The sequence below is a fragment of the Clostridium omnivorum genome (assembly GCF_026012015.1).
Classification (GTDB): domain Bacteria; phylum Bacillota; class Clostridia; order Clostridiales; family Clostridiaceae; genus Clostridium_AX; species Clostridium_AX omnivorum.
Genome location: NZ_BRXR01000001.1, coordinates 2,593,268 through 2,618,835 on the forward strand (window position 1 = coordinate 2,593,268; position 25,568 = coordinate 2,618,835).

The 25,568-nt window shown below is 33.3% G+C and carries 29 protein-coding genes and 2 riboswitches; all 29 genes read left to right on the forward strand.

Translation table 11 applies throughout. The features are described from left to right. Positions 1-183 precede the first annotated feature (183 nt). The 29 genes from bsdE14_RS22395 (at position 184) to sufB (ending at position 25,565) form a co-directional block, all read left to right on the forward strand. A complete protein-coding gene (locus bsdE14_RS22395) occupies positions 184-273 on the forward strand; it encodes a peptidoglycan-binding domain-containing protein (RefSeq protein ID WP_350339567.1) in 90 nt (29 codons plus the stop codon). A gap of 99 nt (positions 274-372) precedes the next feature. Further along, positions 373-1,164, forward strand: coding sequence for a hypothetical protein (locus bsdE14_RS12285; protein WP_264850231.1), 792 nt, complete (start codon positions 373-375; stop codon positions 1,162-1,164). Then, positions 1,164-2,156, forward strand: coding sequence for a hypothetical protein (locus bsdE14_RS12290; protein ID WP_264850232.1), 993 nt, complete (start codon positions 1,164-1,166; stop codon positions 2,154-2,156). Before bsdE14_RS12285 ends, bsdE14_RS12290 begins: the two co-directional genes overlap by 1 nt. Positions 2,157-2,359: 203 nt before the next feature. Continuing rightward, the gene (locus bsdE14_RS12295; protein WP_264850233.1) at positions 2,360-2,521 is read left to right on the forward strand and encodes a hypothetical protein; all 162 of its coding nucleotides are present in this window, start codon (positions 2,360-2,362) and stop codon (positions 2,519-2,521) included. Next, entirely contained in the window at positions 2,505-2,921 is a 417-nt protein-coding gene (locus bsdE14_RS12300) for a hypothetical protein (protein WP_264850234.1), read from the forward strand. Before bsdE14_RS12295 ends, bsdE14_RS12300 begins: the two co-directional genes overlap by 17 nt. 1 nt (position 2,922) lies before the next feature. Beyond that, entirely contained in the window at positions 2,923-3,366 is a 444-nt protein-coding gene (locus bsdE14_RS12305; protein WP_264850235.1) for a hypothetical protein, read from the forward strand. 356 nt (positions 3,367-3,722) lie between these two features. After that, the gene (locus bsdE14_RS12310; RefSeq protein ID WP_264850236.1) at positions 3,723-4,121 is read left to right on the forward strand and encodes a phage integrase N-terminal SAM-like domain-containing protein; all 399 of its coding nucleotides are present in this window, start codon (positions 3,723-3,725) and stop codon (positions 4,119-4,121) included. A 92-nt stretch (positions 4,122-4,213) separates the two neighbouring features. After that, a complete protein-coding gene (locus tag bsdE14_RS12315) occupies positions 4,214-4,648 on the forward strand; it encodes a hypothetical protein (protein ID WP_264850237.1) in 435 nt (144 codons plus the stop codon). Then, entirely contained in the window at positions 4,642-4,968 is a 327-nt protein-coding gene (locus bsdE14_RS12320) for a hypothetical protein (protein WP_264850238.1), read from the forward strand. Before bsdE14_RS12315 ends, bsdE14_RS12320 begins: the two co-directional genes overlap by 7 nt. A gap of 215 nt (positions 4,969-5,183) precedes the next feature. Beyond that, on the forward strand, positions 5,184-5,810 hold the full coding sequence (locus bsdE14_RS12325; RefSeq protein WP_264850239.1) for a hypothetical protein: 627 nt from the start codon (positions 5,184-5,186) through the stop codon (positions 5,808-5,810). Positions 5,811-6,375: 565 nt separating this feature from the next. After that, a complete protein-coding gene (locus bsdE14_RS12330) occupies positions 6,376-6,825 on the forward strand; it encodes a hypothetical protein (RefSeq protein ID WP_264850240.1) in 450 nt (149 codons plus the stop codon). Between the two features lie 123 nt (positions 6,826-6,948). Further along, a complete protein-coding gene (locus bsdE14_RS12335) occupies positions 6,949-7,152 on the forward strand; it encodes a hypothetical protein (protein ID WP_264850241.1) in 204 nt (67 codons plus the stop codon). A gap of 122 nt (positions 7,153-7,274) precedes the next feature. Continuing rightward, a complete protein-coding gene (locus bsdE14_RS12340; protein WP_264850242.1) occupies positions 7,275-8,894 on the forward strand; it encodes a peptidoglycan-binding protein in 1,620 nt (539 codons plus the stop codon). A gap of 14 nt (positions 8,895-8,908) precedes the next feature. Beyond that, positions 8,909-9,214: a hypothetical protein gene (locus tag bsdE14_RS12345; protein ID WP_264850243.1), complete on the forward strand. Its 306-nt coding sequence runs from the start codon at positions 8,909-8,911 to the stop codon at positions 9,212-9,214. A gap of 367 nt (positions 9,215-9,581) precedes the next feature. Next, positions 9,582-10,523 carry a peptidoglycan-binding domain-containing protein gene (locus bsdE14_RS12350; RefSeq protein WP_264852264.1) on the forward strand — a complete coding sequence of 314 codons (942 nt, stop codon included), beginning with the start codon at positions 9,582-9,584 and terminating at the stop codon, positions 10,521-10,523. A gap of 14 nt (positions 10,524-10,537) precedes the next feature. Further along, a complete protein-coding gene (locus tag bsdE14_RS12355) occupies positions 10,538-10,906 on the forward strand; it encodes a DUF7674 family protein (protein WP_264850244.1) in 369 nt (122 codons plus the stop codon). A 265-nt stretch (positions 10,907-11,171) separates the two neighbouring features. Next, a complete protein-coding gene (locus tag bsdE14_RS12360; protein ID WP_264850245.1) occupies positions 11,172-11,462 on the forward strand; it encodes a CdiA C-terminal domain-containing protein in 291 nt (96 codons plus the stop codon). Between the two features lie 81 nt (positions 11,463-11,543). Continuing rightward, entirely contained in the window at positions 11,544-11,783 is a 240-nt protein-coding gene (locus bsdE14_RS12365; protein WP_264850246.1) for a DUF8617 domain-containing protein, read from the forward strand. A 338-nt stretch (positions 11,784-12,121) separates the two neighbouring features. Further along, a complete protein-coding gene (locus tag bsdE14_RS12370) occupies positions 12,122-12,868 on the forward strand; it encodes a polymorphic toxin type 30 domain-containing protein (protein WP_264850247.1) in 747 nt (248 codons plus the stop codon). 18 nt (positions 12,869-12,886) lie between these two features. Further along, positions 12,887-13,303 (forward strand): hypothetical protein, encoded by a 417-nt coding sequence (locus bsdE14_RS12375; protein ID WP_264850248.1) that lies wholly within the window; start codon positions 12,887-12,889, stop codon positions 13,301-13,303. 598 nt (positions 13,304-13,901) lie between these two features. After that, complete coding sequence (locus bsdE14_RS12380; RefSeq protein ID WP_264850250.1) at positions 13,902-15,722, forward strand: peptidoglycan-binding protein; 1,821 nt, start codon at positions 13,902-13,904, stop codon at positions 15,720-15,722. 71 nt (positions 15,723-15,793) lie between these two features. Continuing rightward, positions 15,794-16,600: a hypothetical protein gene (locus bsdE14_RS12385; protein WP_264850252.1), complete on the forward strand. Its 807-nt coding sequence runs from the start codon at positions 15,794-15,796 to the stop codon at positions 16,598-16,600. Positions 16,601-16,865: 265 nt separating this feature from the next. Then, positions 16,866-17,264: a phage integrase N-terminal SAM-like domain-containing protein gene (locus bsdE14_RS12390; RefSeq protein ID WP_264850253.1), complete on the forward strand. Its 399-nt coding sequence runs from the start codon at positions 16,866-16,868 to the stop codon at positions 17,262-17,264. A gap of 91 nt (positions 17,265-17,355) precedes the next feature. Next, on the forward strand, positions 17,356-17,718 hold the full coding sequence (locus tag bsdE14_RS12395; RefSeq protein ID WP_264850254.1) for a hypothetical protein: 363 nt from the start codon (positions 17,356-17,358) through the stop codon (positions 17,716-17,718). Between the two features lie 87 nt (positions 17,719-17,805). Beyond that, positions 17,806-17,890: riboswitch (cyclic di-GMP riboswitch) on the forward strand. A gap of 54 nt (positions 17,891-17,944) precedes the next feature. After that, on the forward strand, positions 17,945-19,795 hold the full coding sequence (locus tag bsdE14_RS12400; protein WP_264850255.1) for an LPXTG cell wall anchor domain-containing protein: 1,851 nt from the start codon (positions 17,945-17,947) through the stop codon (positions 19,793-19,795). Positions 19,796-20,004: 209 nt separating this feature from the next. Further along, a riboswitch (cyclic di-GMP riboswitch) is annotated at positions 20,005-20,089 on the forward strand. A gap of 54 nt (positions 20,090-20,143) precedes the next feature. Next, positions 20,144-22,114 (forward strand): LPXTG cell wall anchor domain-containing protein, encoded by a 1,971-nt coding sequence (locus bsdE14_RS12405; RefSeq protein WP_264850257.1) that lies wholly within the window; start codon positions 20,144-20,146, stop codon positions 22,112-22,114. A 304-nt stretch (positions 22,115-22,418) separates the two neighbouring features. Further along, complete coding sequence (locus bsdE14_RS12410) at positions 22,419-23,132, forward strand: flagellar basal body-associated FliL family protein (protein WP_264850258.1); 714 nt, start codon at positions 22,419-22,421, stop codon at positions 23,130-23,132. Positions 23,133-23,397: 265 nt separating this feature from the next. Next, a complete protein-coding gene (gene sufC / locus bsdE14_RS12415) occupies positions 23,398-24,147 on the forward strand; it encodes a Fe-S cluster assembly ATPase SufC (RefSeq protein WP_264850259.1) in 750 nt (249 codons plus the stop codon). A 2-nt stretch (positions 24,148-24,149) separates the two neighbouring features. After that, positions 24,150-25,565, forward strand: a complete 1,416-nt coding sequence (sufB, locus tag bsdE14_RS12420) for a Fe-S cluster assembly protein SufB (protein ID WP_264850260.1) — start codon at positions 24,150-24,152, stop codon at positions 25,563-25,565. Positions 25,566-25,568 lie beyond the last annotated feature (3 nt).

Genomic DNA, 25,568 nt, shown 5'->3' on the forward strand with positions numbered 1-25,568 from the left:
TTAAGAAGTAAACACAAAGCTTACTGCATAATGATAATTCTATAGCGAGTTAATGTAAGAAATCACCAATGATGCTAGGATGGTAGTAATAGTTAAAACTGTTGCTACCATTTACTTTTATAACAACAGATTCAGCCCCGAAGGGTCGAGAAAAGGTCTTTTAGGAAGCAATTAGGAATTAACATCGAGAAAGCAGTACGAGTATACCAGTCAAGTAAAGGATTAGCTGTAGATGGTATTGTAGGAAGTCAAACCTGGGGTGCACTGTTATGAACATCATCTCTCGCAGATAGGAGTAGAAGGGATAGATGCTCAGGTACTGATTATATTGATAGTCAAGAGACAGGTACAACTGTGACTCCAACAACTATTATGTATAACTTTTTTAAAGGTATAGTAGAAGCTGGTAAAGAAAATATAGATGGGATATGGAATTTTATTAAAAATCCAATAAAATCAGCTATAGAAATGGCACAAGGCATTGCATTTTTAAAAAGGGCTGCTACTGCTGGAACAGAAGAAAATATAGCTTTTATGTCTGGAATTGCAAGGGGAATTGCTAATTTTGCAATTGGAGATGGTAATGAGAAAGCAAGAATAATAGGAAAAATTGCTGGTGAAATATTAATAACAGTCCTTGCTACCAAGGGAATGAGCGCATTAAAAAATATAATACAGGATTCAGCAAAAGCAGGAAAGTTAGCAGAACTGATAGAAATAGGAAAGAATCGGAAGATAGGTTCTGCAGAGGTTGGCTCTATATTTGAGGGGGCGGCTGAAGCTGATGTTTGGGCATTGAAAGCAACAGAGAGAGGAAATGCAATTGAAGAAGCTTTATCAAAGACTGATTATAAAGATTGGTATAATATAGGTCAGGCGGATAATGGATATTTTAAAGCAATAGATTTTCAGAAGGGAAATAATGTAGTTAGCCTGAAATCAATAGACCCTACTTTACCTTCATATAGAGGAAATGGTGCTACTAATAAAGTTTTAGAATATCTTGATAAATTAGATTTGCCTATAACAGTAGATGGAAAGCTGGCAAATAAGGTACTAGATGTGAGAATACCGCAAGGAACAATGAACAATTTTAACATGAGTCAGCTACTTGATGAAGCAAGCCAAAGAGGAATAAAATTAATTATAAAGGAGTTTAAATAATGGAAGATAGCATTAATATAAGAATATATTTAAAAAGCCTCAATCTTACTGCTGAAAATGCAAGCAGATGGATTAATTCTATGTGCTACTTTGAGCCAACAGAGATGATTTCTAAAAAAATGACTAGTGGAAAAGTAAAAAAGTTCAACCATAAAAAGTTTTATGAAGCAATAAAAGAAGAAATAGAGAACAGTGATAGAGCAAGCATGATGATAAAAGACAAAATAAATACCATTTCAATTAATAAAGGCTCGATTAGGAATGATATAGCAACAATTTCATGTAATCTGAGCTATGATATCTATGAAATCAATAAATGCAATATCATGGAGTTAGTTGATGAATATATAAAAGAGTATGAAGGAATAGTCGCTTATGCATGTTCTCTAGAGGATATGTTTTGGCAGAATAATGAGAATATTGTCATGTATGACATTAAGGGTAAATCAAAGGAAGAATTACATACAAAGAAAAGTGATATATTTCCAGATGATGTTATAGTTGATACAGAATTTAATCCAGGACATTCACATATAGTTGATGGAATTTGGTTCGGAGCATGTTGGAGGATGTGGTATGGTAAGGAATATTCCAAGTATATTCCTATGGATATATTTTCAAACTTTAAAAACTGCTACGAAAATAGGCTTTACTCAAATGATTTTATAAGAATTACACTATATGAAAATCTATGGGAATATGATAAGAAAGAAAACAGAGATAGGCAATGGGAGTTTAGAAAAAGTGTTGGAGTAGATGAGTTAGTCAGCATTTTAGAAAATAATGATACTATTAGCTTTGATATAGATGCTGCAATTGAAATCACAGCAGGGGTTTTTGAACATGGAGGCATTAGATTAATAAAGCATTACTACAATGATAAAGGTGAATTAATAGTAAAATCACAAGCAATTGAAGTAAAAACTTATGAATTAGGAGTAGAAGGTCAATTACTATGGTCAGAGACAAAAAAAATAGTCAATAGTAGATAGTAATTTGACTTCAGAAATAACTACAATCTTACTTCAATAAGATTATCACTAAAACGTTATATAAAAATCAATAAAAGGTATATATTAACTTACTTCATAATAATAATTCTGAAGTAAGTTTGCAGTCTACCACATGGAAAACACAGTCTAAAAACAACAAATAGCCATCAAATGATGAAATATGGAAAATTGATCAAAAGTTTTTGGATATTGAAACAAGTTCTGGAAGAGAGATATACTTATCACACAATCCTGAAAATTATATAGGTGATGGTTCTTTTTATTCAAAAGAGATTCAATATCTAATGGATAATGGTTATAAGTTTGATGATGAAGGAGGAATATGGCATGCAATCAGAAGATAGCTTCTACGATGATATAATAGCATTTGTTCAAGAAATGTTTCAAAATGTTTTCAAAGATAAATTAGCTTTTGAGAAGAAGAAAGTAAATGTCGAGCACATGGGATGTTTTCAAATTAGATATAAATTTTTGCCACGTAATTATGAACTGGTATTTGAAAATGATAGAAACATATTTGTAATTGATATTTTTGATGGTGAAGGTGCTAAAAATACGCTATATCGGATAATAAATTTTAAAAATGGATTATCAAAAGAAAATATTAAAGAAGCAATTCTTAAGTTACAGAAGGTCTTAGAACAGGATGATATCTGTTTTTATATTCATAAAAATAATAAATTATACAAGAAAATTGGTGGAGAATATAAAAGAGTAATGGATTTAAATGAGTTGAGGCAATAATATGAATGATGTATATTTAGATTTAAGGGAACAAGCATTTTTAATAACACAACAAGATATAGGGGTTTACCTTGAAAATAATGAACAAGTATTTGCAGCAATTGTAGATATTCCTATTAAAGGGAAAGTCGCAACGATGTTCTGTACATTTGATGGAACTGTTAGCTTATACAATTCTAATAGAAGATGTGATATTGGACTGGGAAATAATGAAGGTATTCGAAAGGCTTCCCTCTCTTTTTTGGTTAGTTCTGGTCAATGTCTAAAATTTATGGATTCGTATGAGAGTAAAGACATTATCGAACAATGCATGCAAGTCTTTTTATTCTATAAGAATGGCATTAAAACACAAAAAATATGTATTGATGGATTAAAAACTAAAGAAGAGAAGTTTTTGAATTTTCTGATTCAAAATATTTTATCTGAAATACGTAAAAATCAATAGAGGATTATTATTTGTATAACTTTTGGAAATAAAATACAGTACCTGTTTAATACTTAAAATCTTAATTAATATGTTGCAAAATACCTAATGTATTTTAAATGGTAGTTTCTAACTTCATTATTTGGTGGTAACTAACTTCATAATTACAAATTGGTGTAATATTAATGAAAAATTTGACGTTTACTTGGTAGTTAGATGAAGATTGTATTCAGAAACTCACTGCATAATTTCAATAATGTAGTGAGCTGTAACAAAAGTAAAAATCAAATATATATCATAGTAATAATTAAGGCTAATGTTGATGAAAGGCATTAGCTCTTTTTTTAATGCCTAAAAATTGAAAGGAGTAAAGAACAATGATAAATGAACTGGTACAAAGCTTCAAGATAAACCTAGAGGAAGATGGAAAGAGTGTAAAAACAGTTGAAAGTTATGTTAGAGATACTTCTGCTTTTGTAACATTCCTTGAACGAAAGGGAGTTGATTTCAATGGAGAAATGAAGAGATTCTACATTACTAGCTATAGGAACTATCTCATTGAACAGCAATACGAACTATCAACAATCAATAAAAAGGTCAACAGTATTAATTCTTTCAAAAGGTACTTAGTGGACAATGGCCGTACAAAAGATATTGTTGTAGATATTGCTAAAGATAGAGTAAAGCTGGCATATGATTCTGAAAGGCAGGTTGAGGTACTAGCAGATAGGCAAGTAGAGGAAGTCCTGTTCTACATTGAGAATGAGATTGAATAGAAGGTAAGTAAAAAGGAATAGGATTATAGTCCTATTGTCAAGACCCACTGGACAACGTAAGTAGTTATGAGATAATAAATTATGTAAATGATGTGTCCTTAAATAATGCAGAGGTACTAATGACATCAGATAAGGATGGAAATTACACTCAGGCATATACTTATGGACTAGACAGAATATCTACTGATTATCTTGCGTCAGATGAAACAACAAAGAGAGATCCGCTGTACTACATGTATGATGGACGTGGAAGTGTAGCTCAGCTTACTAATAGTTTAGGGCAAGTAAAAGATAAGTATAGCTACGATCCATTTGGAAATACAAATCATGGAGGACCACTTGGAAACAGTGAGGCTCATTTCCAAAGCTTCTTTGGCTTCAATGGAGAAGAGTATAATAACATCAGCGGACTTCAATATCTAAGAGCGAGATATTATGAAACGAGGCAGATAAACGAGGTGAATTTAATAAAGCAATCAAAGAAATTACACACAAATATTAGGAAAATTAGGGGGATATTATGTTAATAGCTACAGCTAAAATAATATTTTTAAAGATAAATGAAAATTCTTCTAATGATGATGGTTTAGAGGCAAGAAATACTTTAAGACCTGCATTTGACTTTGGGGAAGACTTATTGTTTTCAGGAACAATAAAAAATGATAGTTCATTGCAGAAATACCTTTATGAAAAAGAGTATGTTGTTAAAGTAGAATTTCCCACAATAGAGGATGAAGCATATGAGGCTATTAAACCATTAATTAAGATAGATATGGATTTAAACATACAAACTGGTTCAAAAATAATTGGTAAAGCAAAGTTATTGGATTATGCTTACGAAAATTAGTATATGGTGGCATTAAAAGAAAATGAAGTTTAGATTACATGAATTCTACTTAATTAAGAATAACTGATTACTTAAGAGCAGCTATCTTAATAAAAGATAATGGTATTGTAAAAGTTAATTCATCAGGGAGTGATAGACCACTTACAGGCATAGCTAATAGCTACTATAAAACTGCTAACGGTGAACATGTATTTGTCTATGATGGAGATGGCAAGTTGATTTATGATTTGAGTACAGAAAGAGTTAAATCATTTAAGATTAATGTTAATCCAAAAGGAGAAGAGTTTTACCAAGCTTATAAGCTAAAGGGTGATGTACCTGATTTCATAAAAATATGTTTGGATGGTGATACTATGAAAGAATATAAATTAAGTAAAGGAATTGTTGCTAGTCAGATTTTTGATGAGTTTGAGGAACAAAGAGGAACAAGCCTTTTTCATCATTCAGCTAATAGTTGCAATATAGATTGTTTTTTATCTGTTGCATATACTTTATGTCCGGATATAGTTGAAGTAAATGGGTATATTTTTATTTCAGACTTATTTGATGCAGAAGGAGATGAAGCATTTGAGGAGATTAGGCGACTAGAGAAACAGTTTAACTGTGATAAAACTAAAATTGAGCAATGGGTAAATAGCAGAAGTCTAGGTGAGTTCTTTATTGGATGTTATAGCAAATCTATGGATAATGATAAAATAATTGATGAGTTTGCTAAAGTATTGGTTTATTTCTGGAGTAGGAGGGCAATGGAATTGTTTCCTAATAGAAATATTATTGTAAAAACAGGCAATGAGATTATGGGTGAATTAGGACTTACTATTACAATGTACGAACAACTGTAAATCTAGGCGTTAAAATTCAAAAATGAGGTTTTAAATTTTAATCTAGATGCAAAACATCAATAAGATTGGTTGCAAAATAACGGTAGTTATAAGATTGCAACTAATAATATTGGGTTACATGATTTTACATTTATATAGTTGGTTGTGAACATGCTACATAATTTCAATTCTGCAGTGAGCAGATGAACTAACCTTAAAACAATGCTAAAATGGTAGTAATAGTAAAAAACTGTTACTACCATTAACTTTAGTGATTGCAGTTTTAGTCCCAAGGGTGTAAGTAATGCTCCTCAAAAAGGCATAGGCGGTAAAGGCTGGAGAGGAGATAAAACCTGGAAAAATAACATTAATACTGTAAAAAGTGGAGGGACAATAGAAGAACTTAACGTACAAGCTCCTACTCAACAAGAAGCAATTGATTTGATAAAAGAATCTGGGGGTAGAGTTGATAGAATAGAAGGACCGCATGAATCGCCAAATCCTCATAACTTTGATCATATTACTATACAACTCCAGATGGTAAGAAAGGTACAATAAGGATACAAGGTAATTAAGGAGTGATATATTGAGTTTAGATAATTTTAAACATAAGTTAACAATTCTTACTAAAGATGAAGCTCAGAATATTAGAAATAAATATATAGAATTATTTGTAGACATACACAAGGAATATTATAAGAAGTATATCGGTGCGTTAAAAAAGTACTCTGATGGATTATGCTATACTGGATACTTGTGGGATTGTATAAAGGATGTAGTAGTCATAGATTTGCAGTATGTTGGAGCTGTATCAAATAAACTAAATACGGTATACGCGCTTTGGGATATTCATACAGCAGAAAGGATATTTATAGAAGACTATTGGAAGTTTGGTAAAGATAGTATACTTAAATTAGATTTTGATGAACTAATGAAAAACTTGGAGTATTTACCGGAAGATATATACATCTTTGATGAAAATTTTAATTGGACTATTGTACTTACACACGAATATATAGATGATAAAAGATGGTGATTAAAATCAGGTGATATTTAATGAGGCTAGGACGGTTATTCACTGTTATCTAAAATGAATTACTATTAAAAAAAGATAGATGTATGCTCGTTTGAAACTGAACTTAAAAAGATGAAGGAAGCTATGGATAGTATGAGAACTGAAACAAATTCAAAGGATGGGAAAGGTATTTATGGAAATGTAAAAAGATATTATCAGGGATTAGAGTTCCTATTGTATGCTAATAAAAACTTCGATAAGCTTTCCGATGAAGAAAAAGGGAAAGTTTATATTGAGGTAACTTTTATATCTGTTAATAGGGAAAGTATAAAGAAGGGTGAAGAGTAATTGTAGTTTTTACCTTTTATGTTTTTCACTATTGGGTATAATTTTGAAGTTTATGAAGGCGGGTATTTTGTGATGACTGTCTTTTTGCTTTGTTGCCAGGGAACTAAGATCCACTGTACTACATGTATGATGGACGTGGAAGTGTAGCTCAGTTAACTAACAGTTTAGGACAGGTAAAAGATAAGTACAGCTACGATCCATTTGGAAATATAAACCATGGAGGACCACTAGGAAACAGTGAGGCTCATTTCCAAAGCTTCTTTGGCTTTAATGGAGAAGAGTATAATAACATCAGCGGACTTCAATATCTAAGAGCGAGATATTATGAAGCAGACACAGGGAGATTCCTAACTAGGGACAGCTACTTAGGAAGCTTAACTGAACCATTAAGCTTAAATAGATATGCATACACAAACAACAACCCAGTAATGAACATAGACCCAAGCGGACACAGAAGGTTATCTGTGACAGGTGAGGAAGAGTATGACTTAGCTGCAAACCCAAGTAGTTATGGAACGCTAAGGAATGGTTCCAGATATGGAGATGTATCAACACTTCAGCAGCTTCTAAAGAATGCTGGATTTAATCCAGGAACAATAGACGGTATATTCGGAAATAACACCGAGAAAGCAGTACGAGCATATCAGGCAAGCAAAGGCTTAGCAGTAGATGGTATTGTAGGAAATCAAACCTGGGGATCACTATTATCTGGTGGTACATCTAGCTCCTCAAGCTCAAGCAGCAGCTCACTGCCAAGCGAAATATTAAGAAAAGGCTCCAGTGACCCGCTAGTTAAAAAGCTACAGCAAGGCCTTATAAATTTAGGCTATGACTTAGGAAGCTATGGAGCAGATGGGGCATTCGGAAACAAGACAGAGCAAGCAGTAATAAGCTTCCAAAGAGACCATGGTTTGCTGGTGGATGGAGTAGTAGGAAGTCAAACCTGGGGTGCACTGCTAGGAGTAGCATCTCCTGCAGATATGGGTAGAAGGGACAGATGTTCAAGTGCTGATTATATAGATAGTGAGGGGACTAGTAAGCAAGGAACTACACTTTCGCCAGAGACAATTAAAGCTTGGGATGATATGAATGAAGCGCTTAATGAGGAAGGAACTATATCTAACAGAATTCTCAATGGTACATTTTTTCATATAGCTTTGAGATATCATGAGTTTTTCAAAAATATGGTACTTATTGGTATGGGAGACAATTCTCATGAAGGAGTTGTATATGTAACCGAAGACCAAGTTAAACTTGCCGAAGCAGGTGCTGATATAAGCACAGGAGAACTAGAAGGTATGTTTATTGGTGCTGGGATTAATGGTGTCATTGGACTAAAGAGGTTAATGGAAGGTGAGATTTACTTCGGAAGCCAGCCTGTAGCAGCCAGTGGTATGAGAGTCATTTCTGAGGGTGGAAGTAAAGCTACATTTAAAAATGGTGATTTATTTGAAACAGCTATTATAGGTAAATCTGGTGTAGAAATAGGTACACTTGCAGATACAATAGTAGAAGGAGATACCTTAATACTAAAGGACATAAGTATATATTCAAATGTTGGCGATATTAAAAATGCAGTAGGGGCAAAAGATTTTGTGCAAATGAAAAATCAAATCGCTCAATTAGCAAAGGAGCAAGGATTTAAGACATTAAAAATTCTGGGTGAGAGAGTAATGAACTCAACATCTGCAAATCCTGGACATGGAATTGATATAACAATAGATTTGACTAAACTGAAGTGAGGTGTGAAATAAAGATGATTAACTTATCTATATTTTCAGACGAGGAGATTGAGGAAATAGATACTTTCAAGGAATTGACGGAAGCAATGAGCGTAGATGGAGAGGAAATAATCTGTTTTGCAATACTTTCAGATATCGTTCATAAGAATATATCGGTAAATGATATATCGAAGGAACAGTTAAAGATAGTTAGTAGCCAGCTAAGCAAGACAAATGAGATATGCTCGGATTTAGTTTGGTTTGATAGCACTATGTTAGAAGAAATCGAACCGAAAGCTCAAAAATTGGTATGTGATATTGTGGAAAATAAGAATAATTAGGTGTATCTTGCTGCAAAACAAGTATTAAATAGCTACATAAATAGCATTTCCCAATAATAATTAAGACATTGATTGGAGTAAGCTGAAATTCTTAAATTCAACAAGTTGAATTTAATTACAAAATTACGGCTAAACTAACTACAGAAATATAAAATAATACTATTAAAGTATATTTTTAAATAAAATAGTTGACAATATGTACTTGGAAAATGCTAATTTTAGCTGGAGAATAATAATTTTGTAGTAAGTAGATGTACAAAGTTAATAGAAATGCTAAGATGGTAGAAATAGTAAAAAGCTATTGCTACCATTTTCTTTTGTAGCTACAATTTTATTTCTAAGGAAGCGGGTAAACCTAATAATATAGATTTATCTAGACTTAACAGAGCAAGCAGTACTAAACTACCAAAGAGACCATGGGTTGTTGGTGGATGGAGTAGTAGGAAAGCAGACCTGGGATGAGCTTGGAAGTAAGAGTAGATCACAGAGTTCGAGTATGTGCGAGGGCTTACCAGAAATAGGTAGTCAAGAGATGGGTACAACTGTGACTCCAACAACTATTATGTATAACTTTTTTAAAGGTATAGTAGAAGCTGGTAAAGAAAATATAGATGGGATATGGAATTTTATTAAAAATCCAATAAAATCAGCTATAGAAATGGCACAAGGCATTGCATTTTTAAAAAGGGCAGCTACTGCTGGAACAGAAGAAAATATAGCTTTTATGTCTGGAATTGCAAGGGAAATTGCTAATTTTGCAATTGGAGATGGTAATGAGAAAGCAAGAATAATAGGAAAAATTGCTGGTGAAATATTAATAACAGTCCTTGCTACCAAGGGAATGAGCGCATTAAAAAATATAATACAGGATTCAGCAAAAGCAGGAAATTTAGCAGAACTGATAGAAATAGGAAAGAATCGGAAGATAGGTTCTGCAGAGGTTGGCTCCATATTTGAGAGGGTGGGTAATGCTGTTGGTAAGAGTACTGAAATTACCAATCTATTAGACAATATGCCTGAATTAACTGGCTCTACTAGAGATAAGTTGTTATCTATTACGCAAAATTCAAAATTAAGAAATATAGTGGATCAACTTTATAGACCAGGTGCAACAGTTGGAGATGGTGGAACTGCCTCTATGCTAGAGGAGGAGTTTTCCCAAGGTTCTTCAAAACATCTACAAAAAGCACAAGAGAGACTAACACAGTTAAACAATCTAGCAAAGTCTGAAAAGTTAAGTCTTAATGACTCGGATATTCTTGATGCTTTAAGAAATGACTTAAATGATGCAATAAATTTGTTTAAATAGAGGAGTTTGTAGATATGAGCAAAAGATCAGAAGAATTTTTTGGAGTAATGCTAGACTTTTTTCCTTCTTTGAATAGTGCGTATAGAAAATCAATAGAAGATAACGGGGAGGTGTTAGAAACAGTCATAATAGAGGACATCTTTATGCCAGAAATAATTAGGTTATTAAGAGAGGATAAAAATATCAAGTTATTAAAGGATATCTTTAATTATTTTGAAGAAATATCTGAATGTGAAGATAAGCACTTGATTAAAATCTTATCTATTACAGTACTTGAAATATTAGGCAATGATAAAACGGTTCTAAGTGTGGCACAAAAGTATATGGGACCTAAAATCATACAACTACAAAGAGAGGCTGATATAGGATTGGGTAGAATCTAATCAATTTAATGATTAAAATTTGCGCGAGCTTGACAACATTGGTTTTATTAGTGTCGATTTAGTGAAGAAAAGTTCAGAAGCTATTTGAGATATGTACAAGTCATGCATCTGGTGGTAAAAGGATGGTTGCCGCTAAAAATGAAACTACAGTTTCGGCCTAAGGGGGTTGCAAGGGGGCGGGTGATGCTAACTTATTAGATGAATTGGCAAGTTAGGTTCTGCAGAGGTTGGCTCCATATTTGAGGGGTCTACACAAGCTGGAAAGTTGACAGGTTCTTTAACAGGCTTAACCCAAGCAGAAAGAACTGTTGTAAATGATTTATTAAGTAGTGGTAAGAATGTTGAAATTATACCACGTTCAGCAGCACAAGGAGTTAAAACACCAGATTTCTTAATAAATGGTGTTAAAACAGAACTGAAGACATTAACTGGAACAAGCTTAAATACTCCTGTAACTAGAATTCAAGAGGCCTTTAAACAAGGTGCAGAAGCTGTTATTATAGATGGAAGAGGTGTGGGAATTACAGCTGAACCAAGCCAATACCATATTAAATAGGGCTACAGGAGTATACAAGGTAAATTTACCAGGGAATGTACAAATATGGACAGTAGATGGAATTATAGGGAGGTAAAAACTATGGCTAAAATGACATGTAGATGTGGAGAATTGTTATCAAACAATGATGCACCAAATGATATTGAATTAAAAGTGTACACTGATAAAGAATGGGATGATATTTTAAATGTAGATTCCATTGACCCAATTATGATTCCATCTCCAAAATATAATGTATGGAGATGTCCAAAATGCGAGAGATTGTACTTTTTTGAAGATGGAAAGGATACTGCTATAAAGATATACAGCATTGAGGAATAAATAATTATGAAAGAATCTGATGTATACAAATTTATTTAAAATCCACATAAATTTCTGGATGCAATATAGTCTCGCTACAATATTAAGATACGATTAACTTCATAAAAATGAGATAATAGAAAATATAGTTGAACCAATAAAACTAAAGATAAAATACACTGCATAATTGTAATAATGCAGTGAGAAAAAGACTAAATGAACTAGCTGAAAAATGAGTAAGCTAGTTCATTAATTTTTATAGTGATAAAATAGCAGTAGATGTTGAAAATGCTAAACTATGCCGATGAAAAATAATAAGACAGACTCTGCCCCAGGGAACGGGTAATCCTAAGGTATCAATGGCTTTTGGTTCTGTGGAATTAGGTACTGGAAACGTTGGAGATTTCTCCAACCTTGAAGGGGCATCAATTAAAGAGATTTTTTCAAGAATACCAGCGGATGCAGTCGATGTAGGATTTAAACCTGAGCCAGGTAGGATAGAGGCAGGATATAAATTTAGATGGACGGATGCTTCAGGGATAAAGTATGAGATTCATGGACATAGTGCTGATGCAAATGCACCAACTGGTAGCAATGGTGCAAATGGATGGACTGTTAGAATTCAAAAGTCTGGAGGTGGTATAGGCGGAAAATGGTGGCTAAGCAAGGATGGTACAACATGGTATAAGGATAATGTAGGCAATGAAAGAAGTCCAGCTTATAATTCTAGCGCCTGGAATGATACACATATTCCAACACAAGACCTAGATGATGATGATTTTAATGGAGGTGGTTCAGGTGGCGGAGGTTCTAAAGGAAAATTTGAACCTAACACCTTTCTTGAAGAAACGCTAAATAAAATAGTTCCGATGAAAGAATGGTGGCAGAGACCAAGGGGAGAAGTAATATCTGTAAGTAATTGGTATGAATATGGTACAAGGGTTTCATTTCTTGAGAAAAATGGCACGATAAGTAACTATATGATGCGGGGAAAGATGTTTAAACCCATGGGAAATGAAAATGGAGTTTATATAATGCCGGTTAATCCATCAGGACTACCATCAATTGTTCCTTATCCTAGTGTATCACCAGCATTAGTATATTAATTAGTGAGGAGGTTTATTATGTGTGAAATTTTTAATAAATTGAATGAGGAGTTGACTGCTAAAAACATAGATGATTTTAGAATTATAGGGTTTTCAGACAATGATACACTAATAATTGCTGGCAGTCTTGATTTCGGATACTATCATGATATCGAGATATATTTTCATGAAACGACTTATATTTCATGTCCAACTAGCTTTAATTACGCAAAATTTAGATTTGCAACAGGTGAGGAGCGGAAAGAGTTATTACCTAAACTTTTTGATGGATTTGAAGATTTAGTTATTTGTATAGTTTTGGATGAGGGGTTTGATAAAAATCCAGTTAAGCACTATATTGTTGCAAAAAATATAGAGTTTAGAGTAGGGACGGTATTTTATTATAAAAGAGATGGTCTTAAAGAAGGGGAACGAATAGCAGAATGGGTAAAATAGAATTATATTAATCAATGAACCTAACTGCATAATATTTGGAAAATTGACTCCAAAATAAGTTACAGATATATACATTACAACCTAATAAGCAAATCAAATATAGTTGTAATACAGCAATTTTAAAAGTGAATGCATAATTTGAATTCTGCAGTAAGTGCAACAAAACAAGTTAAAATTTAAAGGTTAACCTGGGATAAAAACTCCTGTGTTAGCCTTTTTTCTATGCCTAAAATAGTGAAAGGAGAGAAAGTATGATAAAGATATTAGAAGGCTTCAAAGTGAATCTAATGGAGGATGGCAAAAGTCCTAAGATAATTCAAAGTTACGTTGGAGACTACAGGAATTCAATCTTTCAATAGATACCTGGTGGACAATGGCTGTACACAAGATATTGTAGTAGATAATACTATAGATAGAGTTAAGCTGGCATACAGTGCTGAAAGGTAGATTAAGGTGCTAATAGATAGGCATGTAGATAAGATTCAGTTCTACATTTAGGAGGATGAGAAGGAAAGTAAAAAGGATAGGATGATAGTTCTCATGTCATGCTTCACTGGACAACGTAAGCAGTTATGAGATAATAAATTATGTAAATGATGTGTCCTTAAATAATGCAGAGGTACTAATGACATCGGATAAGGATGGAAATTACACTCAGGCATATACTTATGGACTAGATAGAATATCTGCTGATAGTCTTGCATCGGACGAAACAACAAAGAGAGATCCGCTGTACTATATGTATGATGGACGTGGAAGTGTAGCTCAATTAACTAACAGTTTAGGACAGGTAAAAGATAAGTATAGCTACGATCCATTTGGAAATACAAATCATGGAGGACCACTAGGAAACAGTGAGGCTCATTTCCAAAGCTTCTTTGGCTTCAATGGAGAAGAGTATAATAACATCAGTGGACTTCAATATCTAAGAGCGAGATATTATGAAGCAGACACAGGAAGATTCCTAACTAGGGACAGCTACTTAGGAAGTTTAGACGAACCATTAAGCTTAAATAGATATGCATACACAAGCAACAACCCAGTAATGAACATAGACCCAAGCGGACACAGAAGGTTATCTATGACAGGTGATGAGGAGTATGACTTAGCTTCAAGCTCAAGCAGTTATGGAATGCTAAGGAATGGTGCCAGTGGCAGCGATGTAACAAAGTTACAGCAGCTTTTATCAGGTGCGGGCTTTAATCCTGGAACGATAGACGGTATATTCGGAACTAACACCGAGAAAGCAGTACGAGCATATCAGTCAAGGAAAGGCTTAGCAGTAGATGGTATTGTAGGAAATCAAACCTGGGGTTCGCTATTATCCGGTGGAACATCCAGCTCTTCAAGCTCAAGCAGCAGCTCACTGCCAAGTGAAATATTAAGAAAGGGCTCCAGTGGTTCAGCTGTTCAACAGTTGCAACAAAGACTTATAGCACTACATTATGATTTAGGTTCATCAGGTGCAGATGGTATATTCGGAAACAAGACAGAGCAAGCAGTACTAAACTACCAAAGAGACCATGGGTTGCTGGTGGATGGAGTAGTAGGAAAGCAGACCTGGGCTGAGCTTGGAAGTAAGAGTAGATCACAGAGTTCGAGTATGTGCGATGACTTACCAGAAATAGGTAGTCAGGAAACGAGTGACTCTAATTACGGTGGAGCATTAAAAGACTTTGGTCTTGGAGTACTTGCAGCATTTTTAGATAACGGCATAGATAATTTTAATGTTGTAAATACAATTCTTTATGGGTTTTTTGGTCAAAATGCAGCAACAAGATCATATTTACAGACCGCACAAGCAAAAGGAAATTTAGAATCCAGTATAATGGGACTTGTAAATTCAAAAACTGCTTATTATGCAGGTAAAGTAGTAACAGACGCAGTGTTTATGCTTGGTGGAATTGCGAGCGCAATTCGTGGAGTTAGTGATTTCATGAGCGGTGCGGGTATCGGCCTAGGATCAATATTGGGTGCAGGTCCATCAGGTGGTACTTCATTGCTAGCCTTTGGAGTGGGAATAGCAACAGCAGCTGTAGGTGTTGGCGAGATAGGTATAGGGCTATCGTTGATTGCAAGTGGCTGGAGCAATGGACGAGAAGATATGGCTAACCTTAAGAGGGCTATAAGTCAGAGGACGGCTAAAGCTCCAGATTATATAAAGGATAATCGTGTACCAATAGATAAGGAGACCGTATTAAGCAGTAAAGATTATATAAAGACTAATATTAAGGTTAAAGGTGCTCAAGTTTACAAAAAAGGTGATAATTATTATTACCGTGATACTTTCCACACAGGAGAGGCATCACATTTGGAGGTATTTGATAAGAGGGGAAATCATATTGGTGAAGCTAATCCACAAACTGGAGAGCTAATACCAGGAACTGCAGACCCAACAAAAAAGATTAATGTAAAATAATATCTTCAGTAGAAAGGTATTGTGTTGTACACATGCCTTTCTACTAAATATTTATTTTGGAGGTGCGTCAAGTGCTTATAAAGACAAAAGAATTTAAGCAGAACGATATATATTTTATGGAGGTTTTATCGGATAAAATAATCATTAATGATAACTATGATGGTATACTAATACTTGATAACAATCTTGATTTAATAAAAAGATTAAATATTTTTGAAGGCATAACAGTATACTCCTCTTTCATTAATAATAGTGAAGAAATGTTACTATTTTGCCCAGATAACGAGTGTATGGTGTATATTGATATTGCAAACTATGAATATAAAGTAATTTATCTAAATAATGGATTAGAGAGTTTAGTTTTTTCAAATTTATATGAATGGAATGAGAAGGGCTTAGTTTTAACAACATATAAGGGTGAGTTCTATAGGGTTTGTGCATATGAAAAGACAATACAAAAAATTGATTATAAAGAAATTGAAAAGTTATATCCTGATTTATGTAAATTTCATCAGGAGTCAATAAAACACAAGGTTATTAGAGCATTTCCACATGAGTACATTGCAATTATAGATGATGAGAAACGTAATATTAATTTGCTCAACGTTAAGGACCAAACTAAATATGTCCTTAATAATGCCACTATTAATTTTCTTGATATCGAATTTCGAGGGGGAACATTTGCTATAGTAAATGAAAATATGATAGAAATAATTACAACTCAAGATAAAAGCGTACTGCATCCGAATAAAAACTATATATTTCTAAAGGCAAGATTTCTAAGCATACCAAATGATATTTGCCTTGTTACATTGAGTAGCAGTCAATCAAATGTTAATTACTCTAATATTGATATGTTTCAACTAAGTACCTTATAGTATAATAAAAAGCTATCTTCAAAGTGGTGAGCTCTGACTTCAAAATTAGAAAAGTATTGGCTGCAAAAGAATGGAGATTGCTAATAGAAATATAAAAGTAAACTATTATCATATACCCTTGGTTCAATAAGTAACGTCAAGGTTGCTTAGTGAGCTGTAACAAAAGTAAAAATGAAATATATATTATAGTAATAACAAGAGCTAATGCTGATGAAAGGCATTAGCTCTTGTTATAATGCCTAAAAATTGAAAGGAGTAGAGAGCAATGATAAATGAACTTATACAAAGATTCAAGAAACATCTAGAGGAAGACGGAAAGAGTGTAAAAACAATAGAAAGCTATGTCGGAGGTACTTCTGCCTTTGTAATATTCTTTGAAGAAAATGGAGTTGACTTTAACGGAGAAATGAAAAGATTCTACATTCCCAGCTATAGGAACTATCTCATTGAATATCAGTATGAGCTATCAACCATCAATAAGAAGGTCAACGGTATTCATTCCTTTAACAGGTACTTGGTGGACAATGGCTATACAAAAGATACTGTTGTAGATATTGCCAAGGATAGAGTAAAGCTGGCATATGGTTCTGAAAGACAGGTTGAGGTATTAACAGATATGCAAGTAGAGGAGATCCTGTTCTACATTGAGAATGATATTGAATAGAAGGTAAGTAAAAAGAATAGGATTATAGTCCTATTGCCAAGACGCACTAGACAACGTAAGCAGTTATGAGATAATAAATTATGTAAATGATGTGTCCTTAAATAATGCAGAGGTGCTAATGACATCAGATAAGGATGGAAATTACACTGAAGCATACACATATGGACTGGACAGAATATCTGCAGATAATCTTGCATCGGACGAAACAACAAAGAGAGATCCGCTGTACTATATGTATGATGGACGTGGAAGTGTAGCTCAATTAACTAACAGTTTAGGACAGGTAAAAGATAAGTATGGCTACGATACATTTGGAAATACAAATCATGGAGGACCACTAGGAAACAGTGAGGCTCATTTCCAAAGCTTCTCTAAACAATACCTTGGATTTTTTGCAAAAGAATCGGTTGTAAAAGTATTCAAATGGAACAGAATTATATTAACAAGCATTTAAAACATGTGTTGTAAGCAATTGAAATATGTGGTATTATGTAAACGTTATTAGAAAAAACAACATAATATTCATTAATTTAACAAAATCCATAGAAAATAGCAAATTTATTGAAAGATAAAGACGCAAAGCCACGGGTCTAAGGGATAAGTACTATGATAGCCGGGTTGCCTAAATAGGGTTATTTTTTGTTTTTTGCTTTTCTATGGGAAAAGTAAGGGGGATAAAAATGAAAACACAGAAGAAAAAAAGTTTTGCAATTCTATTAGTACTTTTATTTTGTACTATGCTGCTGAAGCCCTTTGACTTGAAAGTCAAGGCTGAAGAACCTAGTGTGCCAAAGTTTATGGACAGATTACCTGAATCTACTGGATTTTTCGCACAATATAAGAATAAAACAATAATTAATAATACAGTATGGGATAGTTATAATTTAAATTATTCAGTATATGAAAATGGTGTAAAACATGTAATAACAAATGATTTTGATAAGTTAAGATGGATGAGGTTTATTGGAACCTATAATGACAGTGCTTATAGCATATGTACCGAATTACCAGGAAAGCCTATATATAGAGCAGATTTAAATACTTATAAATTCGAGTTTGTAAAAAATGTTCCGGAATATACGAAAGGTTCTTTTTATTATAAAGATTGTTCAGTGGATAATAATGGTGCTCTTTGGTTTTTAGGAACAGATTGTAGTACTTCTGTTATAAGGGTAAATGAAGGTGAAAAAAAGTATATAAAATATATTCTTTTTACTGATAATGGTTTTTCATATGAGGTACCAACATTATATCAATTTGATGATCATGCATACTTTGGAAAACCAGAGGTGGGCTATGATGGTAATGTGTGGTTTTATAAATCATTTAATAATGGAGCTGATAATAAGATATATAGAGTAACTAGCGACAAACAGGTAAGTGAGTTTGATGTTGAAGCTGGTTATATTATTAATGATATGAAGATTGGTGCAAATGGGAATATATATATTGATGGGGCTACTTATACTGCAGGCAAATACAATAATTTTGTAAAGCAATATAAAAATGTTAATGGTAAGTTAGAATTAGTAAAAAAGTATGATAATCTTGCTGGGGAAATAGATGTTGATGTAAATGGAAACCTTTGGTTTAATAAAGATACTATAGGGGAAATTTATAAGCTGGAAGGTGATACATTCGTAAAAAAATATATTGTAAATCCATGGATGGGTGGATTAAAAGTATATGATGATAATCATATGGTTGTGGGAGGCGAAGGTGGTTATGGTCTTACAATCATTTCTATAGACGACAAGAACACTACCACTAATCCTGTTGGGGATAAGAATACCACTACTCAGCCTAGTACACCAGAAACAAAAGAAAAATTTGCTGTTAAAATTGATAATAATACTAAATCAGCAACCGTATCATTAGATTCAGCACAAATATCAAAGAACGGGATTAATGAAATAACCCCAACAATAAGTAATGATGTACAAGCAGTTGAAACAAGAGTGGATGCATCAGCTGTTAATGGAGGGACAGGAAGCTTAAAGATGAATGCAAGTAATGTTACCATGGAGCTTCCTTTCTCAGCAGTAGACTATGAGGGAACAACTGAAGGTTCCTATATAAGTGTAAAGCAGAACATTATAGCTAATGATCCTTTACTAAGCGCAATTAAAGATATAGGCAAGGTATTTGATTTTAGCTTAGCAACCTATAAGCAGGATGGAACAAAGATAAAAGATATCCATAACTTTAAAAGTGGTAAGGCTAAGATTTCAATTAAATTGACAAATGAGGATATAAAGAATTTAGATACTACGAAATTAAGTGCCTTCTATTATAATGAAGAAACTAAGATGTGGGAGTCTGTAGGTGGAAGCTTTGATAAAAACGCTATGACATTTACCTTTGAAACCTCACACTTTAGTAAATATACTATAGCTCAAATTAATGGAGCTCTTCCTCAAACAGGAACTGTACTCAATAATTTGGATTTAATAGTTTTAGGGTTTATGTTTATAGTATTTGGAGCATTATTTTTGGGTAAAAAATTTAGTTTTAAACATATGTCAAAATAGTATAAAGACTAAAAGTATACAATAAATAAAATTATAAAAAACTGTCATTCTGGAAATTTATTCTCGGTGACAGTTTTTCTTATAGTAAAAAATTAAGGCAAAAGATAGCTTTCTTTTTTAAGGTGCCATTGTATGCAAAAGGCTTATATGGTAATATATATATGTTGGTACAAAAAACAACATAATATTCATTAATTTTACAAAAAATCCATAGAAAATAGCAAATTTATCGAAAGATAAAGACGCAAAGCCACGGGTCTAAGGGATAAGTTCTATGATAGCCGGGTTGCCTAAATAGGGTTATTTTTTGTTTTTTGCTTTTCTATGGGAAAAGTAAGGGGGATAACAATGAAAACACAGAAGAAAAAAAGTCTTGCAATTCTATTAGTGCTTTTATTTTGTACTATGCTGCTGAAGCCCTTTGACTTGAAAGTCAAGGCTGAGGAAAGTAATGCTCCACAATATTTAGATTATACAAAAGGCTATGTTGGCTTTGTATATCAGTGGAAAAATAAATCTTTCTTAGTTGTTCAAGATAACACAAGAAAAAATACTAGTATGAGTCAATACCCAAACAATTTAAAATTTATCGTGGTAGAAAATGGAAAAGAAAAAGTAATAACTACAGACAATAAATTCATGCCTACAGAGGGAAATGCATATCAAGTTTATAAGGACGAAATGTATTTTAGAGTTTATTCTGATAATAAAAATTATATATATAAATACAATTTGGATACGTTACAACTAAGTTTAGTTCAAGAAATAAATCCTCAATCAAAGAAATTTGTTCTTCCACAATATGAGTTTGAATATACACATGTGTTAATGAACAGTAATGGTAAAATAACATTTATGTCAAACTACAGAGATTTATATTCATTAAATAACCCAGATAGAAATAATGCTTTCCCTAACTATAGCATGGTTTTATCAGATGGAGATAAGGAAACTAGCATTGAATTTAATTATAGTGCAGAAAGACCAGAATTCTTTAAAAGGTATGATATATACAATTATGTTTCTGATAAAGATGATAATACTTGGTTTTCTGTAAAAAAGATATACGAGGTATCTATTCCAAAGGGAGCAACTATAGATGTAATTAGGGAAAGAGAAAATATACTCAAATCTTCCTTAGCTAGTGAAACAGTACATCCAGAGGTATTTATTTATAAAATGGATAGTAAGCAAAATGTAATTAAGATAGATGCAAAAGAGCTAACTTATTACGATGGATATATAAGAGATTTAAAGGTTGATTTGCAGGGCAATCTTTGGATTAGCGGAAACTATTGCAATAATAAAACTAATGTTGATCAGGCTTTTATAGCTAAAGCAAGCGTAGCACAAGATAATACTCTTAAAGTATTGCAAAAGTTTACTTTAGATACTCAATATCCTGTACCTATAGAATTAGATGTGAATGGCGGACTATGGGCGCTTGACAATGGAAAGATAAAAAAATATGAAAATGGAAATTTAGTAACGAAATATGAGGTTTATAATGCTTTTCATAATGACAGATTCCATATATATGATGATAATAATTTAGTAGTTTATGGTGATGCTGGATATAAGATTATTGCATCCAATGTTTCAGAGACAAATAACAATACTACTACAAATCCATCTACTACAAATAATTCGGTAGTGGCAAATTTAGATACAAATAAATTAAATAAGAACGGAGTAAATGAGATAAGTCCAGTTCTAAACAGTGAGTCACAAGCAGTTGAAGCAAGAGTGGATGCATCAGCTGTTAATGGAGGAACAGGAAGTTTAAAAATGAATGCAAGTAATGTTACCATTGAACTTCCTTTTTCAGCAGTAGACTATGAGGGAGCAACTGAAGGTTCCTATATAAGTGTAAAGCAGAACATTATAGCTAATGACCCTTTACTAAGAGCAATTAAAGATATAGGCAAGGTATTTGATTTTAGCTTAGCAACCTATAAGCAGGATGGAACAAAGATAAAAGATATCCATAACTTTAAAAGTGGTAAAGCTAAGATTTCTGTAAAACTAACAAATGATGATATAAAGAATTTAGATACTACAAAATTAAGTGCCTTCTATTATAATGAAGAAACTAAGATGTGGGAGTCTGTAGGTGGAAGCTTTGATAAAAACGCTATGACATTTACCTTTGAAACCTCACACTTTAGTAAATATACTATAGCTCAAATTAATGGAGCTCTTCCTCAAACAGGAACTGTACTCAATAATTTGGATTTAATAGTTTTAGGGTTTATGTTTATAGTATTTGGAGCATTATTTTTGGGTAAAAAATTTAGTTTTAAACATATGCCAAAATAGTATAAAGACTAAAAGTATACAATAAATAAAATTATAAAAAGCTGTCACTCTAGAAATTTATTTTCGGTGACAGTTTTTTTTATAGTAAAAAATATTAACGCAAAAGATAACTTGTATTAAAAGCACACAAAGTTTTTCCTGGTTTTTAGAAGGAAATATCTTTTAAGTGAAGAATAGATAAATATTGTGCAGAATTTTAGAAAACGTAGGAGGTAAATGTCCTAAATGGACATTTACGGGTAACTTGCCGGTGGGAACCGGCACGAATAAGTTACCCAGTGTTTCGAGTGAAAGGAGAAATATAATGAGTGATTCAAGTTCTTTAAAAAGTAAAATAATGATTTTTATAGTTATAATTTTGACTCTGGCATCAGGAGCTGGAACAGGTGCATTTTTAGCTTCAAAATCTAGTTCTTCAAAAGAACCGGTTGCAGCAGCAAAAACTAACAGTACAGCAACAGATGATAAGGCCACTGCTGAAGATGCTAAGACTACAGAAGAACCAAAGCAGACAGATGAAGATGCTAAAGCTGAAGAACAGAAAAAAGCAGATGATGCAAAAGCTGCTGAAGATGCAAAAGCAGCAGAACAGGCAAAGCAAGCTGAAACGGCTAAAACTCAAGAAGCTGAAAATAAAACCACAAGCACTACTCAAACAGCAGTATATCCAAAGGCAATAGCTTTTGCTACAGGAGTTAGAATTGTAGAAAGTAAACAGCAGGAGGATGCTAAGACTGGCGTTAATATAACTTCTAGTAGTTTAGCCTATGATACTAAAGCTAGCAGCATTACTTTTAAAGTATCAACTATAGGTACTACTTTATCAGTGCCTTATAAGGCAACTATTCATTTGAAGAGCGGAGATGTTACTTACAAAGGAACGGCTTCTAGTCAGTTACAATCTATAGCTGTAGCAGCAACTAAGGTGCCAGTTGGAAGCAAAATTGTAGTAGATTATGAAGCAACTTATAAAGGAAAAGTATATAAGTTCTCAAATTCCTTTGTTAGGGCAAAATAAAACTTAATAAATTTTATAAAATTAAGCATTCTAATTTTAGAATGCTTTTATTTTTTACCAATATAGTCTTGACTAAATCAGAGTGAAATAGTAGGATATAAGTATAGGAAATCAGAGTGAAATACTCTGAAATAATTTGATTTAAATCACAGAAACATGTGGTATTTTTTTATATACTTAAATCATAGTAAAACAGTCGGGTATGTTTTTGCAAAAGCAACACCAGATTTGTATAGTATGAAGATTTAAAAAGGAGATGTCTTAAATGGCTGATAGGCTTTTAAAAATTGAAAATTTGATAACCGAAATTGAAGGAAAGAAAATATTAAAGGGTTTAAATTTGGAAATAGGAAAAGGAGAAGTTCATGCTATTATGGGTCCCAATGGAGCAGGTAAATCTACACTTGCAAATACATTAATGGGGCACCCAAAGTACCAGATAGTTGATGGTAGGATAGTTCTCGAAGGTGATATTATAAACGAACTTAAGGCAGATGAACGAGCAAAAAAAGGAATGTTTTTATCCTTCCAGTATCCTGAAGAAATACCTGGAGTTACAGTAGAAAACTTTTTAAGAACTGCAAAAGGTGCTGTAACTGGTCAGCCTGTGAGAATAATGGCTTTTAAAAAACTGCTAAAGGAAAAAATGGAGCTCCTGGAGATGAAAGAAGAATACGCTTCAAGATATCTAAATCAAGGCTTCTCCGGTGGGGAAAAGAAGAAAAATGAAATTCTTCAAATGGCTATTTTGGAACCAAAGCTTGCTATTCTTGATGAAACAGATTCAGGTCTTGATGTAGATGCTATAAGAATTGTAGCTGAAGGTGTAAATGCTCTAAGAAATAGTGAAAACTCAATACTTATAATTACCCATCACAATAAAATATTAGATTATCTACAGCCTGATTATGTACACATACTTGTGGATGGAAAGATAGTTAGGACTGGTGATTTTTCACTAGCAAAAGAAATAGAAGCAAATGGCTATGAAGCTTTCAAAAATGAGGAGGCTTAATCATGGAAGAAAAAATTAGAAAGAAGACCTATATAGAAGACGTAGACAGGGGAATTTATGATGTTAAAAATGAATTTAGTTATAGCTACAAAACTGAAGAGGGTTTAACTCCTGATGTGGTGCGTAAGATATCCATGGAGAAGAATGAACCTCAGTGGATGACGGACTTTAGATTAAAATCACTTGAAATATATAATAATATTCAGCTTCCAAATTGGGGGCCAGACATAAGCGATTTGCATATTGAAAATATTATTGCCTATGTTAAACCTAATACAGATATGAAGGGTAAATGGGAAGAGGTACCTGAGGATATTAAGAAAACCTTTGACCTACTTGGCATACCAAAGGCTGAGCAGACCTCACTTGCTGGCGTAGGTGCTCAGTATGATTCTGAGGTAGTTTACCACAGCATTAAAGAGGATTTAGTTAAAAAGGGCGTAGTTTATACAGATATGGAGACAGCAGTAAGGGAGTATGAGGATATAGTAAAGCAGTACTTCATGACCTGTGTGCCCCCAAGTGATCATAAATTTGCAGCTCTTCATGGAGCAGTTTGGTCTGGTGGCTCCTTTGTATATGTTCCAGAAGGCGTAGACGTGGATATTCCTCTGCAGTCCTATTTTAGATTGAATGCCCCTGGAGCAGGCCAATTCGAGCACACTCTTATAATAGTAGAAAAAGGCGCCAAGCTTCATTTCATAGAAGGCTGTTCAGCACCAAAGTATTCTGTTAATAATCTGCATGCTGGATGTGTTGAATTGTTTGTTAAGGAAGGTGCAAGGCTTAGATACAGCACTATTGAAAATTGGTCTAGAAATATGTATAACCTTAATACTAAAAGAGCAATAGTTGAAAAGGATGGAATTATTGAGTGGGTATCAGGCTCCTTCGGCTCTAAGGTTTCAATGCTGTATCCAATGAGTATACTTAAGGGCGAAAGAGCAAGAGCAGAGTTTACAGGCGTTACCTTTGCAGGAAGAGGACAGCATTTAGATACTGGAGCAAAGATTGTTCATGCAGCTCCCTATACTACTTCAACTATTAATTCAAAGTCCATCTCAAAGGACGGTGGGGTAGCATTATATAGAGGTGCTGTAAGAGTAAGTCATAATGCTCACCATGTTAAATCTACTGTTTCCTGCGAATCTCTCATGCTGGATAATAAATCAAAATCAGATACTATTCCAGTTATTGATTTGATGAATGATGAAGTAGATATTGGGCACGAAGCTAAAATTGGAAGAATTAGTGATGATGCTATATTTTATTTAATGAGCAGAGGAATAAGTGAAGCAGAAGCTAAGGCAATGATAGTTAGAGGCTTTGTAGAGCCAATTGCTAAGGAGCTGCCATTAGAATATGCAGTAGAAATGAACAATCTTATCAAGCTTGAGCTTGAAGGTTCTATTGGATAGGAG

Bases quoted from the DNA above. Each gene is read 5' to 3' on its own strand.
- bsdE14_RS12405 (WP_264850257.1), top strand. From the start codon at position 20,144: ATGAAAACACAGAAGAAAAAAAGTCTTGCAATTCTATTAGTGCTTTTA.
- bsdE14_RS12335 (WP_264850241.1), top strand. From the start codon at position 6,949: ATGGATAGTATGAGAACTGAAACAAATTCAAAGGATGGGAAAGGTATT.
- bsdE14_RS12285 (WP_264850231.1), top strand. From the start codon at position 373: ATGTATAACTTTTTTAAAGGTATAGTAGAAGCTGGTAAAGAAAATATA.
- sufC (WP_264850259.1), top strand. From the start codon at position 23,398: ATGGCTGATAGGCTTTTAAAAATTGAAAATTTGATAACCGAAATTGAA.
- bsdE14_RS12320 (WP_264850238.1), top strand. From the start codon at position 4,642: ATGTTAATAGCTACAGCTAAAATAATATTTTTAAAGATAAATGAAAAT.
- bsdE14_RS12300 (WP_264850234.1), top strand. From the start codon at position 2,505: ATGCAATCAGAAGATAGCTTCTACGATGATATAATAGCATTTGTTCAA.
- bsdE14_RS12410 (WP_264850258.1), top strand. From the start codon at position 22,419: ATGAGTGATTCAAGTTCTTTAAAAAGTAAAATAATGATTTTTATAGTT.
- bsdE14_RS12365 (WP_264850246.1), top strand. From the start codon at position 11,544: ATGGCTAAAATGACATGTAGATGTGGAGAATTGTTATCAAACAATGAT.
- bsdE14_RS12345 (WP_264850243.1), top strand. From the start codon at position 8,909: ATGATTAACTTATCTATATTTTCAGACGAGGAGATTGAGGAAATAGAT.
- bsdE14_RS12375 (WP_264850248.1), top strand. From the start codon at position 12,887: ATGTGTGAAATTTTTAATAAATTGAATGAGGAGTTGACTGCTAAAAAC.
- bsdE14_RS12305 (WP_264850235.1), top strand. From the start codon at position 2,923: ATGAATGATGTATATTTAGATTTAAGGGAACAAGCATTTTTAATAACA.
- bsdE14_RS12355 (WP_264850244.1), top strand. From the start codon at position 10,538: ATGAGCAAAAGATCAGAAGAATTTTTTGGAGTAATGCTAGACTTTTTT.
- sufB (WP_264850260.1), top strand. From the start codon at position 24,150: ATGGAAGAAAAAATTAGAAAGAAGACCTATATAGAAGACGTAGACAGG.
- bsdE14_RS12400 (WP_264850255.1), top strand. From the start codon at position 17,945: ATGAAAACACAGAAGAAAAAAAGTTTTGCAATTCTATTAGTACTTTTA.
- bsdE14_RS12310 (WP_264850236.1), top strand. From the start codon at position 3,723: ATGATAAATGAACTGGTACAAAGCTTCAAGATAAACCTAGAGGAAGAT.
- bsdE14_RS12290 (WP_264850232.1), top strand. From the start codon at position 1,164: ATGGAAGATAGCATTAATATAAGAATATATTTAAAAAGCCTCAATCTT.
- bsdE14_RS12370 (WP_264850247.1), top strand. From the start codon at position 12,122: ATGGCTTTTGGTTCTGTGGAATTAGGTACTGGAAACGTTGGAGATTTC.
- bsdE14_RS12390 (WP_264850253.1), top strand. From the start codon at position 16,866: ATGATAAATGAACTTATACAAAGATTCAAGAAACATCTAGAGGAAGAC.
- bsdE14_RS12340 (WP_264850242.1), top strand. From the start codon at position 7,275: ATGTATGATGGACGTGGAAGTGTAGCTCAGTTAACTAACAGTTTAGGA.